The 17,864-nt window shown below is 66.4% G+C and carries 16 protein-coding genes; 3 read left to right on the forward strand and 13 right to left on the reverse strand.

Features of this window, described 5'->3' with window-relative positions; translation table 11 throughout:
- Positions 1-362 precede the first annotated feature (362 nt).
- The 5 genes from AC1DT6_RS01530 to AC1DT6_RS01550 form a co-directional block, all read right to left on the reverse strand.
- On the reverse strand, positions 363-587 hold the full coding sequence (locus AC1DT6_RS01530) for a formate dehydrogenase subunit delta (RefSeq protein ID WP_441626536.1): 225 nt from the start codon (positions 585-587) through the stop codon (positions 363-365).
- A complete protein-coding gene (gene fdhD, locus AC1DT6_RS01535) occupies positions 584-1,456 on the reverse strand; it encodes a formate dehydrogenase accessory sulfurtransferase FdhD (RefSeq protein ID WP_441626538.1) in 873 nt (290 codons plus the stop codon). Before fdhD ends, AC1DT6_RS01530 begins: the two co-directional genes overlap by 4 nt.
- Complete coding sequence (gene fdhF, locus AC1DT6_RS01540) at positions 1,453-4,308, reverse strand: formate dehydrogenase subunit alpha (RefSeq protein ID WP_477103356.1); 2,856 nt, start codon at positions 4,306-4,308, stop codon at positions 1,453-1,455. Before fdhF ends, fdhD begins: the two co-directional genes overlap by 4 nt.
- 88 nt (positions 4,309-4,396) lie before the next feature.
- On the reverse strand, positions 4,397-5,950 hold the full coding sequence (locus AC1DT6_RS01545) for a formate dehydrogenase beta subunit (protein ID WP_477114418.1): 1,554 nt from the start codon (positions 5,948-5,950) through the stop codon (positions 4,397-4,399).
- On the reverse strand, positions 5,947-6,456 hold the full coding sequence (locus tag AC1DT6_RS01550; protein ID WP_045236679.1) for a formate dehydrogenase subunit gamma: 510 nt from the start codon (positions 6,454-6,456) through the stop codon (positions 5,947-5,949). The genes AC1DT6_RS01545 and AC1DT6_RS01550 overlap by 4 nt, the downstream gene beginning before the upstream one ends.
- 293 nt (positions 6,457-6,749) lie before the next feature.
- Between AC1DT6_RS01550 and AC1DT6_RS01555 the strand changes: the two genes are divergently transcribed.
- A complete protein-coding gene (locus tag AC1DT6_RS01555) occupies positions 6,750-7,853 on the forward strand; it encodes a substrate-binding domain-containing protein (RefSeq protein ID WP_477103358.1) in 1,104 nt (367 codons plus the stop codon).
- On the opposite strand, the gene fdxA is transcribed toward AC1DT6_RS01555, so the two are convergent.
- The 4 genes from fdxA to AC1DT6_RS01575 form a co-directional block, all read right to left on the reverse strand.
- Positions 7,850-8,194, reverse strand: a complete 345-nt coding sequence (gene fdxA / locus AC1DT6_RS01560) for a ferredoxin FdxA (protein ID WP_477103359.1) — start codon at positions 8,192-8,194, stop codon at positions 7,850-7,852. The two genes, AC1DT6_RS01555 and fdxA, sit on opposite strands and share 4 nt — an antisense overlap.
- Positions 8,195-8,326: 132 nt before the next feature.
- Positions 8,327-8,647, reverse strand: a complete 321-nt coding sequence (locus AC1DT6_RS01565; RefSeq protein ID WP_441626548.1) for a hypothetical protein — start codon at positions 8,645-8,647, stop codon at positions 8,327-8,329.
- Positions 8,648-8,740: 93 nt separating this feature from the next.
- Entirely contained in the window at positions 8,741-10,438 is a 1,698-nt protein-coding gene (locus AC1DT6_RS01570; protein WP_441626550.1) for a M30 family zinc metallopeptidase, read from the reverse strand.
- 188 nt (positions 10,439-10,626) lie between these two features.
- A complete protein-coding gene (locus tag AC1DT6_RS01575; protein ID WP_441626552.1) occupies positions 10,627-11,925 on the reverse strand; it encodes a cation:proton antiporter in 1,299 nt (432 codons plus the stop codon).
- A 193-nt stretch (positions 11,926-12,118) separates the two neighbouring features.
- Between AC1DT6_RS01575 and AC1DT6_RS01580 the strand changes: the two genes are divergently transcribed.
- Entirely contained in the window at positions 12,119-13,003 is an 885-nt protein-coding gene (locus AC1DT6_RS01580; protein WP_441626554.1) for an alpha/beta hydrolase, read from the forward strand.
- Positions 13,000-13,188 carry a DUF1289 domain-containing protein gene (locus AC1DT6_RS01585; RefSeq protein ID WP_441626556.1) on the forward strand — a complete coding sequence of 63 codons (189 nt, stop codon included), beginning with the start codon at positions 13,000-13,002 and terminating at the stop codon, positions 13,186-13,188. The genes AC1DT6_RS01580 and AC1DT6_RS01585 overlap by 4 nt, the downstream gene beginning before the upstream one ends.
- A gap of 76 nt (positions 13,189-13,264) precedes the next feature.
- Here AC1DT6_RS01585 and ppk2 read toward each other — a convergent pair whose 3' ends face one another.
- From ppk2 to hisN, 4 genes are all read right to left on the reverse strand, one after another.
- Positions 13,265-14,182 carry a polyphosphate kinase 2 gene (ppk2, locus tag AC1DT6_RS01590; protein ID WP_428180675.1) on the reverse strand — a complete coding sequence of 306 codons (918 nt, stop codon included), beginning with the start codon at positions 14,180-14,182 and terminating at the stop codon, positions 13,265-13,267.
- A gap of 83 nt (positions 14,183-14,265) precedes the next feature.
- Positions 14,266-15,285, reverse strand: a complete 1,020-nt coding sequence (locus tag AC1DT6_RS01595; RefSeq protein WP_441626558.1) for a transporter — start codon at positions 15,283-15,285, stop codon at positions 14,266-14,268.
- 118 nt (positions 15,286-15,403) lie between these two features.
- Positions 15,404-16,657 (reverse strand): Hsp70 family protein, encoded by a 1,254-nt coding sequence (locus AC1DT6_RS01600; RefSeq protein WP_441626560.1) that lies wholly within the window; start codon positions 16,655-16,657, stop codon positions 15,404-15,406.
- A gap of 119 nt (positions 16,658-16,776) precedes the next feature.
- The gene (gene hisN, locus AC1DT6_RS01605) at positions 16,777-17,568 is read right to left on the reverse strand and encodes a histidinol-phosphatase (RefSeq protein WP_441626562.1); all 792 of its coding nucleotides are present in this window, start codon (positions 17,566-17,568) and stop codon (positions 16,777-16,779) included.
- Between the last annotated feature and the right edge of the window lie 296 nt (positions 17,569-17,864).

Raw genomic sequence — 17,864 nt, forward strand, 5'->3', positions numbered from 1 at the left:
TGATGTCTGCTACCGGGGGCCCCACCACGAATCCCGGAGGCTGGCAGATCCGTGGCCGCTCAAGCCGGTACCGGCAGAAGCCCGCCGGCACTCTGGGCCGTACGACGAAATCATCGATATTCGAGAGCCTGATTGCTCTGCCCCCGGCAGGGTCGGCTTTCTTCTCGTTAGTCTTCTTTGCCGAGGCAAAGAAGAGTGACCGGCGCCCCCCGCAGGGGGATGTCGTATTCCTTTGAGTGCAACATGCCACCACCGCTCAAAGAAACAACGACCACCCCAGCAGGCGGACGTCGTATGGCTGTTGGGTGCAATAACCACCACCGCTCAAAAAAACAACGACCACCCCCAACAACCTCCCCCCATCACTCCAACACCCCCCGATGCCGAGTCACCGCCAACAGGACAATCTCGTCCAGCCCGGCATCCTCACCACTGTCCATCCGCGCCAGCAACGCGCGCCGCATACGCGGCTCCCAGAAACGCTTGATATGGCTGGCGATATCCGCCACCGCTTCCTCGCGGTCCGGCATGGCCTCGAAGAAGGTGCCAATCTGGTTCGCCATCTTGACAAGGTTATCGGAGTTCATGCCTGTTCCGTCCTGCTGTGCAAACGTTGGGGATGAGAGTAGACCACGTGGCGCCCGGCGCGCACAAAACCGGCCAGCGTAACGCCGGCATCGAGCGCCAGACGCACCGCCAGCGCGGTCGGGCCTGAGACGGCGGCCAGCACGCCAACGCCGGCACTGGCGGTCTTCAGCACCATTTCGTAGCTGGCGCGGCTGGTGACCAGCACGGCGCCGCGCGAGCGGTCCTCGCCAGTGCGTGCCAGCGCGCCGATCAGTTTATCAAGCGCGTTGTGGCGGCCCACGTCTTCGCGGACCAATGCTACCTGGCCGTCAGCGCGCAGCCAGGCGGCGGCGTGCGTGGAGCCGGTATGGCGCAGCAGTTCCTGGCGCGTCTGCAACTGCCCGAACGCGGCGTACAGCACCGCATCGCTGAAGCTCGCCTTGCTGCTGACCGGCGCCGGCGCGCGCATGACTTCCTGCAGCGATTCCGTGCCGCACAGCCCGCAGCCGGTGCGGCCCGCCATGGCGCGGCGCCGATCCTTGAGCGCGGCGAAGGCTTCCGCCGCAATGCGCAACTGCACCGCGATACCCTCGGGACGGACCTCGGTCTCAATCTCATAAACGTCGCGCGGGCTGGCCACCAGCCCTTCGCTCAGGCTGAAGCCCAACGCGAAGTCTTCGAGATCGGCCGGCGAGGCCAGCATGACCGCATGCGAGATGCCGTTGTACTCGAGCGCGACCGGCACCTCCTCGGCGATCTCGTCGTCCTCCAGCGCCAGCTCGCCCAGGCGGCAGCGATTGACGGCGAAGGTGCTGTGCGTAGGCGGCTCGGCATCGCTGAAAGACGCCACCGCATCGGGCCTGGCCATGGCGAGTTCGCAGAGCGTCATGCCGAACCCGCCTCGGCGCTGGCCGCCTGCAGCAACTGCATCTGCTGCTCGTGGAAGTCGCGGTACTGCCGCTGCCATTCGGACGGCTGCGCCACCGGCATCACCTGCACCGCGGTGACCTTGTACTCGGGGCAGTTTGTGGCCCAGTCCGAGTTGTCGGTGGTGATCACGTTGGCGCCGGACTCGGGGAAGTGGAAGGTGGTATAGACCACGCCCGGCTGCATGCGCTCGCTGACGATGGCGCGCAGCACCGTTTCGCCCGCGCGGCTTTGCACGCCAACCCAGTCCCCGCCCTTGATGCCGCGTTCCTCGGCGTCGTGCGGATGGATCTCCAGCCGGTCTTCGTCGTGCCACATCACGTTGTCGGTGCGCCGCGTCTGCGCGCCCACGTTGTACTGCGACAGAATGCGGCCCGTGGTGAGGATCAGCGGGAACTTGCGATTCACCCGCTCGGCGGTGGGCACGTAGCGCGTGATGATGAACTTGCCCTTGCCGCGCACGAATGCGTCGATATGCATGGTGGGCGTGCCCTCGGGCGCAGCGTCGTTGCACGGCCACTGGATGCTGCCGAGTTCCTCCAGGCGCTGGTAGCTGACGCCACTGAAGGTGGGGGTCAGCCGCGCGATCTCGTCCATGATCTCGGACGGATGCTTGTAGTCCATCGGATAGCCCAGCGCGTTGGACAGCAGCACGGTGGCTTCCCAGTCGGCATAGCGCGCCTTGGGCGGCATCACTTTGCGCACGCGCGAGATGCGGCGTTCGGCGTTGGTGAAGGTGCCGTCCTTTTCCAGGAAGGACGAGCCCGGCAGGAACACGTGCGCGTACTTGGCGGTCTCGTTGAGGAAGATGTCCTGCACCACGATGCATTCCATCGACGACAGCGCGGCTGCCACGTGCTGCGTATTCGGGTCGGACTGCACGATGTCCTCGCCCTGGCAGTACAGGCCCATGAAGCTGCCCGACAGCGCGGCCTCGAACATGTTGGGAATGCGCAGGCCCGGCTCCGGGCTGATCTCCACGTTCCAGGCGGACTCGAACAGGCCGCGCGTGGTGGAGTCCGATACATGGCGATAGCCCGGCAGCTCGTGCGGGAAGGAGCCGATATCGCAGGAGCCCTGCACGTTGTTCTGGCCGCGCAGCGGATTCACGCCCACGCCTTCGCGGCCGATATTGCCGGTGCACATGGCCAGGTTGGCGATGCCCATCACGGTGGTGGAGCCCTGCGCGTGTTCGGTCACGCCCAGGCCGTAATAGATCGCGGCGTTGCCGCCGGTGGCATACAAGCGCGCCGCGCCGCGCAGTTGTTCGGCGGGGATGCCGGTAATCTCGGCCATCGCTTCCGGCGAGTTCTCCGGCAGCATGACGAAATCGCGCCATTGCTGGAACGCACGGTCCTCGCAGCGCTCGGCGATGAACGATTCGGCCATCAGGCCTTCGCTCACGATCACGTGCGCCATCGAGGTCACGACGGCGACATTGGTGCCGGGGCGCAGTTGCAGGTGGAAGTCGGCGCGCACGTGGGGCGAGTCGACCAGGTCGATGCGGCGCGGATCGATCACGATCAGCCTGGCGCCGGCGCGCAGGCGCTTTTTCATGCGCGAGGCAAACACCGGATGGCCATCGGTGGGGTTGGCGCCCATCACCATGATGACGTCGGCCTTCTCCACCGAGCGGAAGGTCTGCGTGCCGGCAGATTCGCCCAGCGTCTGCTTGAGGCCGTAGCCGGTGGGCGAGTGGCAAACCCGCGCGCAGGTATCGACGTTGTTGTTGCCGAAGGCGGCGCGCACCAGCTTTTGCACCAGGTAGCCTTCCTCGTTGGTACAGCGCGAGGACACGATGCCGCCGATGGAGTCGCGGCCATGCCTGGCCTGGATGCGCTTGAACTCGGAGGCCGCGTGGCTGATCGCCTCTTCCCACGACACTTCGCGCCACGGGTCGGTGATCCTGGCGCGGATCATCGGGTTCAGGATGCGGTCCTTGTGGGTCGCGTAGCCAAAGGCGAAACGGCCCTTCACGCACGAGTGGCCCTCGTTGGCCTGGCCGTTCTTGTACGGCACCATGCGCACCACTTCATTGCCCTTCATCTCCGCCTTGAAGGCACAGCCCACGCCGCAGTAGGCGCAGGTGGTGACCTTGCTGTGCTCGGGCTGCCCCATGCGGATGATGGAGGTTTCGGCCAGCGTGGCGGTGGGGCAGGCCTGCACGCAGGCACCGCACGACACGCAGTCGGAATCCATGAAGCTGTCGCCCTGCCCCGCCGTCACGCGCGAGTCGAAGCCGCGGCCGCTGATGGTGAGCGCGAAGGTGCCCTGGGTTTCCTCGCAGGCGCGCACACAGCGGTTGCACACGATGCACTTGGAGGGATCGTAGGTGAAGTACGGGTTGGATTCGTCCTTGGCCTCGGCACGGTGGTTGGCGCCGTCGTAGCCGTAGCGCACTTCCCGCAGGCCCACCACGCCGGCCATGTCCTGCAGTTCGCAGTTGCCGTTGGTGGGGCAGGTCAGGCAGTCGAGCGGGTGATCGGAGATATACAGCTCCATCACGCCACGGCGCAGGTCGGCCAGCTTGTCGGTCTGCGTCTTCACTTTCATTCCGGCTTCGGCCGGGGTCGTGCACGAGGCCGGGAAGCCGCGACGGCCTTCGATTTCGACCAGGCACAGGCGGCACGAGCCGAAGGACTTGAGGCTGTCGGTGGCGCACAGCTTGGGCACGTTCACGCCCGCCTGCACGGCGGCCCGCATCAGCGAGGTGCCGGCGGGCACGGTGACGTCGAAGCCGTCGATCTCAAGGGTGACCTGCTGTTGCGAATCGCTGGCCGGCGTGCCGAAATCGATTTCGTTTCGTGTATTCAAGGCGGACTCCCGCTGCGGCCGCGGGCCGCGTACTGGTGATTCAGAGGGCGCAGAGGCAGCGCCGGTTCGGTATGCCGTAGCGCTGCGTTCAGGCAGCCTTGGCTGGCACGGCCACGCCAAAGTCTTCCGGGAATCCGTCGAGCGCCGACAGCACCGGGTACGGCGTCATGCCGCCCATGGCGCACAGCGATCCGCCCAGCATGGTGTCGCACAGGTCGCGCACCAGCTTCACGTGCCTGACCGGCTGGTCGCCCGCGATGATCTTGTCGATCACTTCGACGCCGCGCGTCGAGCCGATCCGGCACGGCGTGCACTTGCCGCAGGATTCGATGGCGCAGAACTCCATCGCGTAGCGCGCCTGCTTCGCCATGTCGACGGTGTCGTCGAACACCACGATGCCGCCGTGACCCAGCACCGCGCCGAAGGCCGCGAACGCTTCGTAGTCCATCGGCGTATCCAGCCGCGAAACCGGCAAGTAGRCGCCCAGGGGACCGCCCACCTGCACCGCGCGGATCGCCCGCCCGCTGCGCGTGCCCTGGCCATAGTCCTCCAGCAGCTCGCGCAGGGTCACGCCGAAGGCTTTCTCCACCAGCCCGCCCTGCCGCACATTGCCAGCGATCTGGAACGGCAGCGTGCCGCGCGAGCGGCCCATGCCGTAATCGCGGTAGAACTGCGCGCCGCGCGCGAGGATCAGCGGCACGGTGGCCAGCGAGATCACGTTGTTGATGATGGTGGGCTTGCCGAACAGGCCTTCGATCGCCGGCAGCGGCGGCTTGGCGCGCACCACGCCGCGCTTGCCTTCGATGCTCTCCAGCAGCGCCGTTTCCTCGCCGCACACATAGGCGCCCGCGCCCTTGCGCACCTCCAGGTGGAAGCGCCGGCCGCTGCCGCGGATATCGTCGCCCAGCCACCCGGCGGCATGGGCGATGCCGATGGCCGCTTCCAGCATGGCAATGGCGTGCGGATATTCCGAGCGCACGTAGATATAGCCGTGCTGCGCACCCACCGCGAGGCCGGCGATGGTCATGCCCTCGATCAGCATGAAAGGATCGCCTTCCATCACCATGCGGTCTGAGAAGGTGCCCGAGTCGCCCTCGTCGGCGTTGCAGACCACGTATTTGGTGGGCGACTGCGCGTTCAGCACGGTCTGCCACTTGATGCCGGTGGGAAAGGCTGCGCCGCCGCGGCCGCGCAGTCCGGAATCGGTCACTTCGCGCACGATCTGCGCACCGTCCAGCGCCAGCGCGCGGGTCAGGCCGGCGTAGCCCTCATGCGCGATGTAGTCATCCAGCGAGAGCGGATCGGTAATGCCCATGCGGGCGAAGGTCAGGCGCTCCTGCCCCTTGAGGAAAGGGATCTCCCCGGTGGGGCCGAGCGCCAGCGCGTGCGCCCCGCCCGCCAGGAAGCCGGCGTCGAACAAGGCGGCGACATCGGCCGGCGTGACCGGACCATAGGCCACGCGTCCGGCGGCGGTCTGCACCTCGACCAGCGGTTCCAGCCAGAACATGCCGCGCGAGCCGTTGCGCACCAGCTCCACGGTGGCGCCGCGCGCCGCGGCTTCGCGCGCGATGGCGCGCGCCACGTCGTCGGCGCCCATGGCGAGCGCGCTGGAATCGCGGGGAACGAAGACGGTCACGCTCATGCCTGCACCTCCGCTGCCCGATCCTGCGACGCATCCGCGCAAGCCTTGACCAAAGCATCGAAACGCTGCGGCGTCACGCGGCCTACCAGTTGCTCGCCGACCATCACGGCCGGGCCGCAGGCGCACTGGCCCAGGCAATAGACCGGCTCCAGCGTGAACTCGCCATCGGCGGTGGTTTCATGAAACCCGCAGCCCAGCACGCGCTCGGCGTGGGCGGCAAGCGCCTCGCTGCCGACCGACTGGCACGCTTCGGCACGGCAGACCTGGATCACATGCCGGCCCGGCTTGCTGTCGCGGAAGTGATGGTAGAAGGTGACCACGCCGTGTACCTCGGCGCGCGACAGGTTGAGCGCGCGGGCGATCTCGGGCAGGGCGTCGGCGGGCACGTAGCCTACCGCGTCCTGGATCTCGTGGAGGATCGGCAACAAGGCGCCCGGCATGTCGCGGCGCGTGGCTACGATGTGCGCGATCCGGTCGCGCCGGGCTTCAGCAGCTGGTGAGGACATCGGGTCTCCTGGTGACGCAGCACGGCCCGGCGCTAAAAATGGACCCAAAGTCCGGGGCCGGGGGCAGACGGTGTGGCGCATTGGCTTGCGCGTCTGGCCAGGAACTGCTGCGGGGCGCGGCAAACCGGTTTCCGGCTGCCACTATATATGCTATTTTTTTCATATCTTGGGGGCACTGAACGGGCATAAGCCATGTCGCCTTGCTGTTTTAGCTGGCCTTTTTCGGTTTATCTGCCTCTTTGAGCGGACTATAGGCAGTTGGCCGCGTTCGAGCAATATGCTATTTTTCTCATATGATTCGCATCTCGATCCTGCCCCATCTGCAAATTCGCGACGACCAGCAAGGCGCCGGCCCGGCACTTGACGTGTCCCGCCTCGTGGCCTTGCTGGGTCTGATTGAAAGCACCGGCAGCATCAGCCAGTCGGCGCAGGCAACCGGGCTGTCCTACCGTTACGCCTGGGGCATCCTGCGCGATGCGGAGGCGCTGTTCGGCGGCGCGCTGATTGCCAAGACACGGGGTCGCGGCACGGCGCTCTCGCCACTGGCCCAGCAACTGGTGTGGGCCAGCAAACGCATTGCCGCGCGGCTGTCCCCCACGCTGGAAAGCCTGGCGTCGGAACTGGAGATAGAGCTGAAGAAGCTGGTCGACCAGTCAGGCCCCACGCTGCGGCTGCACGCCAGTCATGGTTTCGCGGTGGCCGCGTTGCACGATTTCCTGGATGCGCACCAGGTTCGCCACGACCTGAAGTATTGCGGCAGCCTTGAGGCGGTTGCGGCACTTGCGCAGGGCGCTTGCGATATAGCAGGCTTTCATGTCCCGATCGGCGAATTCGAGCAAAAGACGCTGGATCGCTTCGCCACGTGGATCCGCCCGGAGACGCATCTGCTGATCCACCTGGCGGTGCGCTCGCAAGGCATCTTCGTGCGCCCCGGCAATCCGCTGGAGGTCAACACGCTGCAGGACCTGTGCCGCGCCGATGTGCGCTTCGTCAACCGGCAGACCGGTTCCGGCACGCGGCTGTTGCTGGACCTGATCCTGGAAGCACGCGGCATCGACAGCAGCCGGATCGAGGGCTATAGCAATGGCGAGTTCACCCATGCGGCGGTGGCTGCCTATATCGGCAGTGGCATGGCCGATGCGGGGTTCGGCGTGGAAACGGCGGCGCGGCGCTTCGGGCTGGATTTCGTGCCAGTGCTCAAGGAGCGGTATTTCTTTGCGATCGAGCGGGAGCGCCTGCAGAGCCCGGCGCTTGCCGGCGCCGTGGCGGCGCTCAGGAGCGGCAGCTTCCGGCAGGTGGTGGATGCCCTGCCCGGCTACGACGGCAGCCTGACCGGCACGATACTGACGCTGGACGAAGCCTTTCCCGAGGACGCCGGGAGACGCGGCCAGGGCTAGGACTGCGCGGCATCCTTGAGCAGCATGGGCAGCTTGTTGTCCCGCCCGGCCCATTGTTCGTGCCCGGGCAGCGGGCCCTTGGCCTTGAGCAGCGGCTTCCAGCCAGCCTGGCGCGAGAGTTCAGCGTTGAGGGCCAGGAAATGGTGCTGGCCGGCTGGCAGATCCTCGTCCGAGTAAATCGCGCCCACGGGACACTCGGGCACGCACATCGAGCAATCGATGCATTCGTCGGGGTTGATCACAAGGAAATTCGGCCCTTCGTGCAAGCACGACATAGGGCAGACATCGACGCAGTCGGTGTAGCGGCACTGGATGCAGGCATCCGTAACGACGAAGGTCATAAGGCTGGGAGGCGCGGAAAGACAGCGGCAAGGATAGCGTTGCCGCGCCGGCACGGGGGAGACGTGCTTTGTGCGAGTCAGTCAAAAGACTTCATGTGCGCCATCAGGATCTTGCAGCCTGCCGGCGTCCGCCTACCGCCAAGGTGCGCCCGGCGCGGCGTCCACATGTTCGACGCGAATGGCCGGCGCCCAGGTGCCTGGCTGGTTTGCGCGCAGCACCACGCCGGTTACTGTCACCCGCTGGCTGCCCAGGGCCTGGGCCTGTTCCACGGGGAATTTTTCGAGAACCCATGCCTCGCCGTCGGCGGTAACCAGCATAGGCTGCTGGAACAGCGCGCTGCCCTTGACCATGACCGTGCCCGTCAACGCAATGGACCTGCCGGCGGGCACCGCATGCACACACGCGGCAAGCACGACGGACAGTGCGGCAATCAGGATCAGGATTCGGTGCATGAGGTTCGATGGGTTGGCGGGCCGGGCGGCGGATGCCGCCGCCCGGGGGCCGCCGGAGGCGATCCGGCGTGTCCGCGCGTTGCGCGCTCAGTATCAGTACACCACTACGGACAGCGTGGTGCCAGCCGGCACGCGCACCGTTTCGCTGTACGTCGTGCCCACATTGCCGCGGACTACCGGGAAGCTGCCGTACGGCTGCAGCGTGGCGGCAACCGCGCTGGGCAGCTTGCGCACCGAGCGGTACTTGGCCAGGTCCGGATCGATCAGCGGCAGCGTAAAGCCGCCGTCGACGCGGGCCGGGTAGCCGTATCGCGCCGGCGACGAGGCCGCGGGCATCAGCGAGTTGCTGGTGACGGTCCAGCGCAACAGTTCCTGGTCGAAGCCGGAGTCCGGACGCGCCGCCTTGATGGCCTGGTCGAGCACGGTCTTCGAATCCATGCTGCTGGTGCGGTTCAGCAGATCCTTGTAGAAGGCCAGGCCAAGCTGCCGGTCGAGGAAGCCGCCAAAACTGCCCGACACCGAATAGCTCTCGCAGGTCGCGCCGAAACCGGTGAACTGCAGCAGATTGCAGTTGAAGTTGCCATTGCCTTGCGACAGGTAGTCGAGGAAGCGCACGTCACGGATCGCGTTATAGCTGGAATCGATGCTGTAGCTGGCGAAGTCCTCCATCATCATCGCGGACATTTCTTCCAGCCAGGTATCGAATGCATACTTCTGACCGGCCTTGACGCCGCGGCGATAGAAGTTCTGCATATGCATTCCCTCATGCGCCATGGTCATCTTCATTGCCTTCATGCCTGCTGCGCCGGCCAGCTGGAGCGTCTCGGAGTCGAGATAGAGCGACAGCGATTCGTTGCTGCGCGCATCCGAGGCAGCCGTCAGGTTATGCAGTCCCCAGAAATAACCCACGGTACCGCCCGCCTTTCCATTCTTGTCGAAGTTGAGGATGACGATATCGATCGGCTGGCCGCTGGCGGCAATCAGGTTGTTGTAGCTGTGCGCGCCCCACAGCGGGCCGCCGACCTGGGTCAGCATGTCGTAGATGCCGCCGGCGCCGACGAAACTGGTGAGCAGATCGTTGACGATTGGGCTGCCGATGTTGGACGCTTCGGCGTTTTCCACCCAGATGTTGACGACCGTCCCATCGCTTGCAGGCAGTTGCTGGGTCAGCGTAGCCAGGCGGCGCGTGCCGTCAGTGTGATACCAGGTCTTCGTGGAATTGAGCGCGGAAGCGTGCGGCGGCGGCGGCGCCATCTCGGAAAAGCTGGCAACGCGCTTGCCGCCGGCCAGTGCCGCCCAGCCGGCGCGATTGAACTCGGCGATATCGCGCCGCGTGCGCTCGTCCTGCGTGGACGACAACGACTCGGCCGACTGGATCGAGAGATTGGCCAGTTCGGACTGGATGACCGACAGCGACAGCGCCGGCATGGCTTGCTCGGCCGCGCCATTGGTGTAGAGCAGCGTCACCGATTTTCCGCTCACGCCACCGATGGAAATCGGCAGATCGGCTGCGGCGCCGGTGGTATTGGAGGCCGACCAGACGCCGACACCCGAGCCCGAGTAATTGCTGCCGTCCGCGGCGCTGCAGCCGTTGCAGGCCGGAGCGAGGGCCGGCATGACCGGCACCGCGGGCACAGAGGGCACAACGGGCGCAGCGGGTACGCTGCTGACCGGCGCGGCCGTCTGGCTGGTAGCGGGTGCATCGCCACCGCCGCCGCAGGCGGCGACCGAGGCGGCGGCAAGCCATGCTGCGAGCAAGCCTGCGCGGAGGCGGAAAGTGGTTCCCGTCATACTGAAAGCTCCGATTTCTGTTTTTTGGGCGCCGGCACCGGCGGAAGATGCCGGGGCCAGCACAAATATCGGCATCCGGGGACAAGAGCTTTAGGAACCGGCGTCATCGCAGAGCGTGCAAACCGTCCTGGCATGGGTACGGCGCGGACCGCGCAATCGTGCAGGAGGTGGCCGCGAAGCCGGCGGCTTCAGGCCTTGGCGGCACCGCGCCAGCGCCGGTACATGGCCATCAGCGGCGTCGCCGATGAACCATGCAGGGCCACCGACAGCACCACCACGCACAGCGTGGCGTCGGCCAGCAGGGCCACGTAGCGGGGATCGGCGCCGTGCGCCAGGGCAAAGGCGAGGTAATAGACCGAGCCGATGCCGCGCACGCCGAACCAGGCAATGAGCCGCCGCTGCGCTGGCTGCAGCGCGACCCCGATGGTGGATATCGCGACGGCAAGCGGACGCACGGCCAGGATCAGCGCGAGCCCCAGGGCCAGGTATTCCCCGCGCAGCAGCCGCGTGGAAAGCAAGGCGCCCACCACCACCATCACGCTAAGCTCGGCGAGCCGCTCCAGGTCCAGCGAGAACTCGCTGACGGTATGCGCCAGGTAAGCGGCGGCCTTGTCCTGGTGCACGGCCACGCGCTCATGTTCGGCAGGCGTCATTGCGCCCAGCACTTCGTCGGGCGCGACGTCCTGGTTCTCCTCGTGTTCGACGTGACGCATGGCGATGCCGGCGGCGAACACCGCCAGGAAGCCATAGCCATGCACCGCCAGCGCGGTGCCGTAAGCCAGCCCGATCAGGCCGATGGTGAAGAAGCTCTCCATCCCCAGGGCGCCGCCCAGGCGCTTGCGCAGCGCCAGCACCACGCGGCTGCACAGCCAGCCCAGCCCCCAGCCCACCGCCAGCCCCGCCAGCGTGGCCCACAGCAGGTCGAGCCATAGCCAGCGCAGCCAGGCAGCGCCCGGCAGGCTAAGCGCCAGCATGACGAAGGGAAAGGCGGCGCCATCGTTCAGCCCGCCCTCCCCGCTCAGGCTGAACCGCGTCCGGTCACGGTCCTGCGTGTCGTCGACCTGCACATCGGAAGCCAGCACCGGATCGGTGGGCGCCAGGATAGCCGCCAGCAGCAATGCCACGCCGGGCGGCAGCCCCATTGCCCAGATCCCGATGACAGCCAGCATGGCAATGGTGAGCAACATGCCCAGCGTGGCCAGCCGCAGCGGAAGGCGCCAGATGCGATCGCGCGGATGCGCGCGCAAGCGCAAACCCACCGCGAACAGCGAGACCAGCAGGGCGATTTCCGTAACGATCTCCAGCACCGCCACATGCTCGCGACGGGTGATATCGAAATGGATCAGACCGAAGCCGAACGGGCCCAGCAACATGCCGAACAGCAGGTAAAGCGCGGAGAACGAAATGGGCAGGCGCTTCACCACCGAGCCGATCAGCCCGATGGCGACAAGCAGCGCGCCGATGATCCATGCCCAGGTGCCGAACAAGCGATATCTCCCATGGCGAGCGCGTTCACGAAAGGACGCCGGCCGCAGGTCCGCGCGGGCAGGCTGGCACGGCAAACCCGTGGCGCCAGGCCCCGCGGCGCGCTACAACAAGGGGACACCGTACGTCTATGCAAGGTATATGCAAGAATGACCGGCGGCGCTTGAAAAAATCACCTGCCAGGAAGCCTAGCCCATGCCCAGACCGCGCTTTCTTTCACTGCTGCCGGTGCTGCCGCTGATGGGGCTGGGCGCGTGCTCCACGTCGGACGTGCTGAATGGCCTGACCCAAAGCAATGCCTATGCCCTCACCGCCAGCGTGCCCTATGCCGACGGCGCGCGCGGCAAGCTCGACATCTATGCGCCCCGCGAGCCGGCCTGCTCCGGCAAGGCGCCGGTGGTGGTGTTCTTCTACGGCGGCACCTGGAACAGCGGCGAGCGGGCCGACTACGCCTTCGTCGCGGCAGCCCTGGCCGCGCGCGGCATCCTGACCGTGATTCCGGACTATCGACTCTACCCCGAGGTCAGCTATCCGGATTTCCTGGTGGACAACGCCCGTGCCGTCGCCTGGACACGGCGCGAGATCGCCAAATACGGCGGCGATCCGCAACGGCTGTTCGTGATGGGACACAGCGCGGGCGGCTACAACGCCGCCATGCTCGCGCTCGATGCGCGCTGGCTTGCCCGCGTCGACCTGAGCCCCGGCCAGTTGCGCGGCTGGATCGGGCTGGCCGGGCCCTACGATTTCCTGCCGATCGTCAACCCGCAGGCGAAACCGGTGTTCCATCACCCCGACTACCCGCCCGGCTCCCAGCCTATCGACCATGCCGACGCGCGTTCGCCGGCCGCCTTTATCGGCGTGGACGAAGGCGACCGCCTGGTCAACCCGCAGCGCAACTCAGCGCAAATGGCCCAGCGCCTGGAGCGCAACGGCGTGCCTGTGCAGTACCGCAGCTATGCGCGGCTCTCCCACACCTTACTGATCGGTGCCTTCTCCGACCCGCTGCACTGGCTGGCCCCGGTGCGCGACGATGTCGCCGACTTCATCCTCCGGCGCGCCGATTGCGGGAGCGCCACATGAATGTGAAATCGCCCTGCATCAAGATCTGCAAGTTCGACGACGCGACCGGCTACTGCAGGGGCTGCCTGCGCACGCGCCCGGAATGCAAGGCGTGGAAGGCACTCAAGAAGAAGCGCCGGCGGAAGATCATCGAAGCCAGGCCGCGGCGCGAGGCCGAGTTGCGGCAAGCGAAGAAGACGGACTGAGGCGAGGCGGAAGCGCAGGCTTCCGCCTCGCCCGGAGATCGGGCAGGGCAATGCTGGCGCGGCCCTGCCCGGATGATCAATAGACTTCCGGCACGATCATGGTGTCCGGCACCGGCTGGCGCATGTAGTCCTCGTGCCGCTCGCGCTGCGGCAGCACCACGGGCGGCTGCGCGCGCTCCTCGTAAGGCATCTGCCGCAGCAGGTGATGGATGCAGTTAAGGCGCGCCTTTTTCTTGTCGACCGCCTGCACCACCCACCACGGTGCCTCGTCGATATGCGTGCGCTCCAGCATGATTTCCTTGGCACGGGTGTAGTCCTCCCAGCGCCGGCGGGATTCGAGATCCATCGGGCTGAGCTTCCACTGCTTGAGCGGATCGTGGATGCGGCTCAGGAAGCGCAGGTGCTGCTCCTCGTCCGAGATCGAGAACCAGTACTTGATGACCTGGATGCCCGAGCGCACCAGCATGCGCTCGAACTCCGGCACCGACCGGAAGAACTCTTCGTACTGGTCGTCGGTGCAGAAGCCCATCACGCGCTCGACGCCGGCGCGGTTGTACCAGCTGCGGTCGAACAGCACGATCTCCCCCGCCGCGGGCAAGTGCGAGACATAGCGCTGGAAATACCATTGCGTGCGTTCGCGATCGTTGGGCGCGGGCAGCGCGGCCACACGGGCCACGCGCGGGTTGAGCCGCTGGGTGATGCGCTTGATCACGCCCCCCTTGCCCGCCGCGTCGCGCCCCTCGAACAGGATCACGACCTTGTGGCCGGTCTCCACCACCCAGCTCTGCAGCTTGACTAGTTCGCCCTGCAGGCGGAACAGTTCGCGGAAATACTGTCGGCGCGCGGCACGCTCTTCATCGTCCAGCCCGCCGCCGCCCTCGCCGAACAGCGTATCGACATGGTGGTCTTCCAGCTCCAGTTCGAGTTCTTCATCATAGTGATCGGCCACCTCGCGGTGGATGCGCCGAATCAGCTCGTTCTCGTCTGGTCTCATCGCTCACTCCTGTTCGCAACAACGCGGTGCCTGGCAGGCTAGCAGCAGGTTATGACGCCCGCATGAAATCCGTCCCCGGGACGCTAGTAATCCCCCTGCTTGCGGAAAGCCCAGCGGCCGGCCAGCACGGTGAAACTGGCCACCAGCACCACCAGCACCCAGAAGCCGTGCGGATGATCGGCCAGCGGAATGCCGCCCACATTCATGCCGAAGAAACCCGCCACGATATTGATCGGCAACGCCAGCACGGTGACCAGCGTCAGCGTGAACAGCGTGCGGTTCGTCTGCTCGTTGAGCTTGGCCGCGATTTCTTCCTGCAACAGCTTGATGCGCTCGACCAGCGCCGCCAGGTCGTTGAGCACCAGCGAGAACTCTTCCGTCGAGTCGCGCAGGTCCTGGATATCCTGCTCCTGCAGCCACGCCGGCGGTCGGTTGAGCAGGCGGAACAGCGCGCCGGGCTCGGGCGCGAGCAGCCGCTGCAGGCGCACCAGTCCGCGCCGCATGGAGCCGAGTTCGGCGCGGTTGCCATGCAGGCGCTGCGAGAGCAGGCGATCCTCGACCTGGTCCACGGTGCCGCTGGTTTCGCGCACGATGCGCACCAGCACATCGGCCTGGTCGCGCAGCAAATGCACCAGCAGCGCCAGCGGCGTGTGGAACAGCTCGCCCTGCCGCACCGAGGCGCGCAACTGGTCGACCGAGCGCAAGGGCTTCATGCGCGCCGTCACCAGGATGCGGCGGTCGGCGCAGGCCCATAGCGTGGAGATGTCGGTGGAACTCACGCCGAAGTTGTAGATCACGTCGTTGACCACCGCAAGGAGCGCCACGTCGAGCCGCTCGATGCGGGTGGAACGCGAGCCTTCGCGCAGTGCTTCGAAAAAACCTTCTGGCAGGTCGAGCTGGTTCTTCAGCCAGCGCTCGCAGGCGCTGTGCGACAGGTTGAAGTGCAGCCAGAGAAACTCGTCGCCCGGCGGGGGCTGCTTGAGCCACATGGCCGCGGCGGCGGAATCCATGGGCTGGCCCGGCTCGCCGGGCAGGAAGCGGAAGCCGCTGACCAGACCGACCGGATCGGAGCCGTAGCTGGCTTCGACGATACCCGCATGCATGTGGTGCCTCTTCGAAAGCGCGTATTCGCGAAGATGGGACATTAGCATGAGGGGATGAACGCATGAAGGCCGGCGCGCGGCGCCGGCCTTCATTGGGTCACTGCCGGACGCGAAGCGCTTAGCCGAACTTGCGGCGCGCATCCAGCGCGAGGCCGGAGCCAATGCCGCCGAACAAATCGCCCTCGATCCGCTGCGCCCCCGGGATCAGTTCGGACAGCCGCTCGCGCAGCAGGGGCACGCTGCTCGAGCCGCCGGTAAACAACACCGTGTCGATCGCGTCAGCCTGCACGCCCGCATCGCGCAGCATCGCTTGCACCGTTACCTCGGTCTTGCCGACCAGCTTGCCGATGGACTGGTCAAAGTCCACCCGGGTGATCGCCATGGTTTCTCCCGGCGCGATACGTCCCAGGTCGAGTTGCGTCTGCGCTTCGCCCGACAAGGCAATCTTGGCCGCTTCCACCTGGATCGCCAGCCAGTGGCCGGCGCGCTGCTTGATCAGGCTGATCAGGCGGTCGAGCTTTACCTTGTCGGCCGCATCGCGATAGTTGTCCATCACGTGCGACCACGCCTTGCGCGTGTACACCAGGTTGATGGTGTGCCAGCTGGCCAGGTCGAAATACTGCCCCGAAGGCATCGCCTTGCCGTTGCGCAGTTCGCTGCCCAGCCCCAGGAACGGCATCACGCTCGCCAGGCTGAGGCTCTTGTCGAAATCCGTGCCGCCGATGTGCACGCCGCCATTGGCCAGGATATCGCCACGGCGGTCGGTCTTGCCGGCGCGCTCTGGCGACAGGCGGACCAGCGAGAAGTCCGAGGTGCCGCCACCGATGTCGGCCACCAGCACCAGTTCCTCGCGGGAGATCGTGGCTTCGTAGTCGAAGGCCGCGGCAATCGGCTCGTACTGGAACTCGATGTCCTTGAAGCCGGCGTCCGCGGCAATCTCGCGCAGCGTCTGCTCGGCAAGCTGGTCGGCCTTCGGGTCTTCGTCGATGAAGAACACGGGGCGCCCCAGCACGACCTTGTCGAAACCCGCGCCGGCCGAGGTCTCCGCGCGCTGCTTGAGTTCGCCGATGAAATGCGACAGCAGTTTGCGGAAAGGCATGGCCTGGCCCATGACTTCGGTGCTGTCTTCCATCATCGAAGTGCCCAGCAGGCTCTTCAGCGAGCGCATCAGCCGGCCTTCATAGCCTGCCAGGTAGTCGCCGAGCGCGGCCCGGCCGTAGCTGACCAGCGGATCCTCCGAATGAAAAAAGATCACCGAAGGCAGCGTGAACCTGCCATCTTCCAGCGGCAACAGCGTGGGTTGTCCCGGCCGGCACCAGCCCACCGTGGAATTGGACGTGCCGAAATCGAGGCCGCAAGCGTTTGACATCATGTTTCTGGTTTCTTCCCTACTGCATAGTTAAGTCCGGGTCGGGATGGCTTTTCCCGCGCCGGATGTCGCGGCCAGCATGATAGCAAGCCCTGCATCCTCACACGCGGCCTTCGACGTGATCAGACAGGCGCATTCAGCAGCGCCAGTATCTGCTGGTGCAATTGCCGGTCGCCGCAGGCCACCACGGTGCCGCCCTGCTGTGCGTCGCCGCCGGTCCAGCTCGTCACGACGCCCCCGGCGCCTTCCACGATGGGAATCAGCGCCTGCACATCGTAGGCCTTCAGGCCGGCTTCCACCACCGCATCCACATGGCCCGCGGCGACCATGCAATAGGCGTAGCAATCACCGCCATAGCGCTGCATCCTGGCGGCATCGGCCACGCGGCGGAACGCGGCGAACTGCGCCGCATCGTCGAACATTTCCGGCGTGGTGCACATCACCTTGGCCTGCGACAGGTCGGCGCAAGGCCGCGTACGCAGAAGCTCGCCGTTAAGCCAGGCCTGCCGGCCGTCGCCGCTGAAGCGCTCGCGCGTGAACGGCTGGTCCATGATGCCGAGCACCGGACGCTGGCCATCGTTGAGCGCGATCAGCGTGCCCCACAGCGGCAGCCCGGTGATAAAGGCACGGGTGCCGTCAATGGGGTCGAGCACCCAGGTCAGTGGCGAGCTGCCGGCCACGCGGTCTTCTTCCTCGCCCAGGATGCCGTGCTCCGGATACCGTGCCCGGATCAGGTCGCGCATGGCGCGCTCGGCCGCCTTGTCGGCCTCGGTGACCGGATCGAAGCGGCGGCCGCCCTTGTCCTCCACCGCAGGCGCGCTACGGAAGTACGGCAGGCTGGCGTTTCCCGCCGCCTGCGCAAGGCCAGTGGCGAAGTCCATGTATTCGATAAGCTGCTCGGCGGTCAGAGGCATGCGGAGATCCTGGGTCCGTGGATGGTGGCTGGGAGACGGATGGCGCGGCGCGGCCGAAGCCAGCACGCGCAGCGTTGCGTTGGGCGCGCTGCCCGCCAGCATTGTAGCGGCACCCGCGGCCGGACTTCCCAGGCCGGAGCGGCCAGGCAGGGATTACCTTTGGTGTCCCGCCGGCACGGTGCTACTGTGAAGCGTGGGTAGCCGCCCATGCGTCGCCCGACAGTCCGTTCTTCCTTCTGCCGAGCCAGCCGAGTGACTTTTGGGATACCCATTGCCGACGCGCCCGCGTGCCAGAA

This window comes from Cupriavidus sp. 01L45, from assembly GCF_056399885.1.

Coding starts and splice junctions, on each gene's coding strand:
- AC1DT6_RS01530 (WP_441626536.1), bottom strand. CDS start 587: ATGAACTCCGATAACCTTGTCAAGATGGCGAACCAGATTGGCACCTTC.
- fdhD (WP_441626538.1), bottom strand. CDS start 1,456: ATGACGCTCTGCGAACTCGCCATGGCCAGGCCCGATGCGGTGGCGTCT.
- AC1DT6_RS01550 (WP_045236679.1), bottom strand. CDS start 6,456: ATGTCCTCACCAGCTGCTGAAGCCCGGCGCGACCGGATCGCGCACATC.
- AC1DT6_RS01555 (WP_477103358.1), top strand. CDS start 6,750: ATGATTCGCATCTCGATCCTGCCCCATCTGCAAATTCGCGACGACCAG.
- fdxA (WP_477103359.1), bottom strand. CDS start 8,194: ATGACCTTCGTCGTTACGGATGCCTGCATCCAGTGCCGCTACACCGAC.
- AC1DT6_RS01565 (WP_441626548.1), bottom strand. CDS start 8,647: ATGCACCGAATCCTGATCCTGATTGCCGCACTGTCCGTCGTGCTTGCC.
- AC1DT6_RS01570 (WP_441626550.1), bottom strand. CDS start 10,438: ATGACGGGAACCACTTTCCGCCTCCGCGCAGGCTTGCTCGCAGCATGG.
- AC1DT6_RS01580 (WP_441626554.1), top strand. CDS start 12,119: ATGCCCAGACCGCGCTTTCTTTCACTGCTGCCGGTGCTGCCGCTGATG.
- AC1DT6_RS01585 (WP_441626556.1), top strand. CDS start 13,000: ATGAATGTGAAATCGCCCTGCATCAAGATCTGCAAGTTCGACGACGCG.
- ppk2 (WP_428180675.1), bottom strand. CDS start 14,182: ATGAGACCAGACGAGAACGAGCTGATTCGGCGCATCCACCGCGAGGTG.
- AC1DT6_RS01595 (WP_441626558.1), bottom strand. CDS start 15,285: ATGCATGCGGGTATCGTCGAAGCCAGCTACGGCTCCGATCCGGTCGGT.
- AC1DT6_RS01600 (WP_441626560.1), bottom strand. CDS start 16,657: ATGATGTCAAACGCTTGCGGCCTCGATTTCGGCACGTCCAATTCCACG.
- hisN (WP_441626562.1), bottom strand. CDS start 17,568: ATGCCTCTGACCGCCGAGCAGCTTATCGAATACATGGACTTCGCCACT.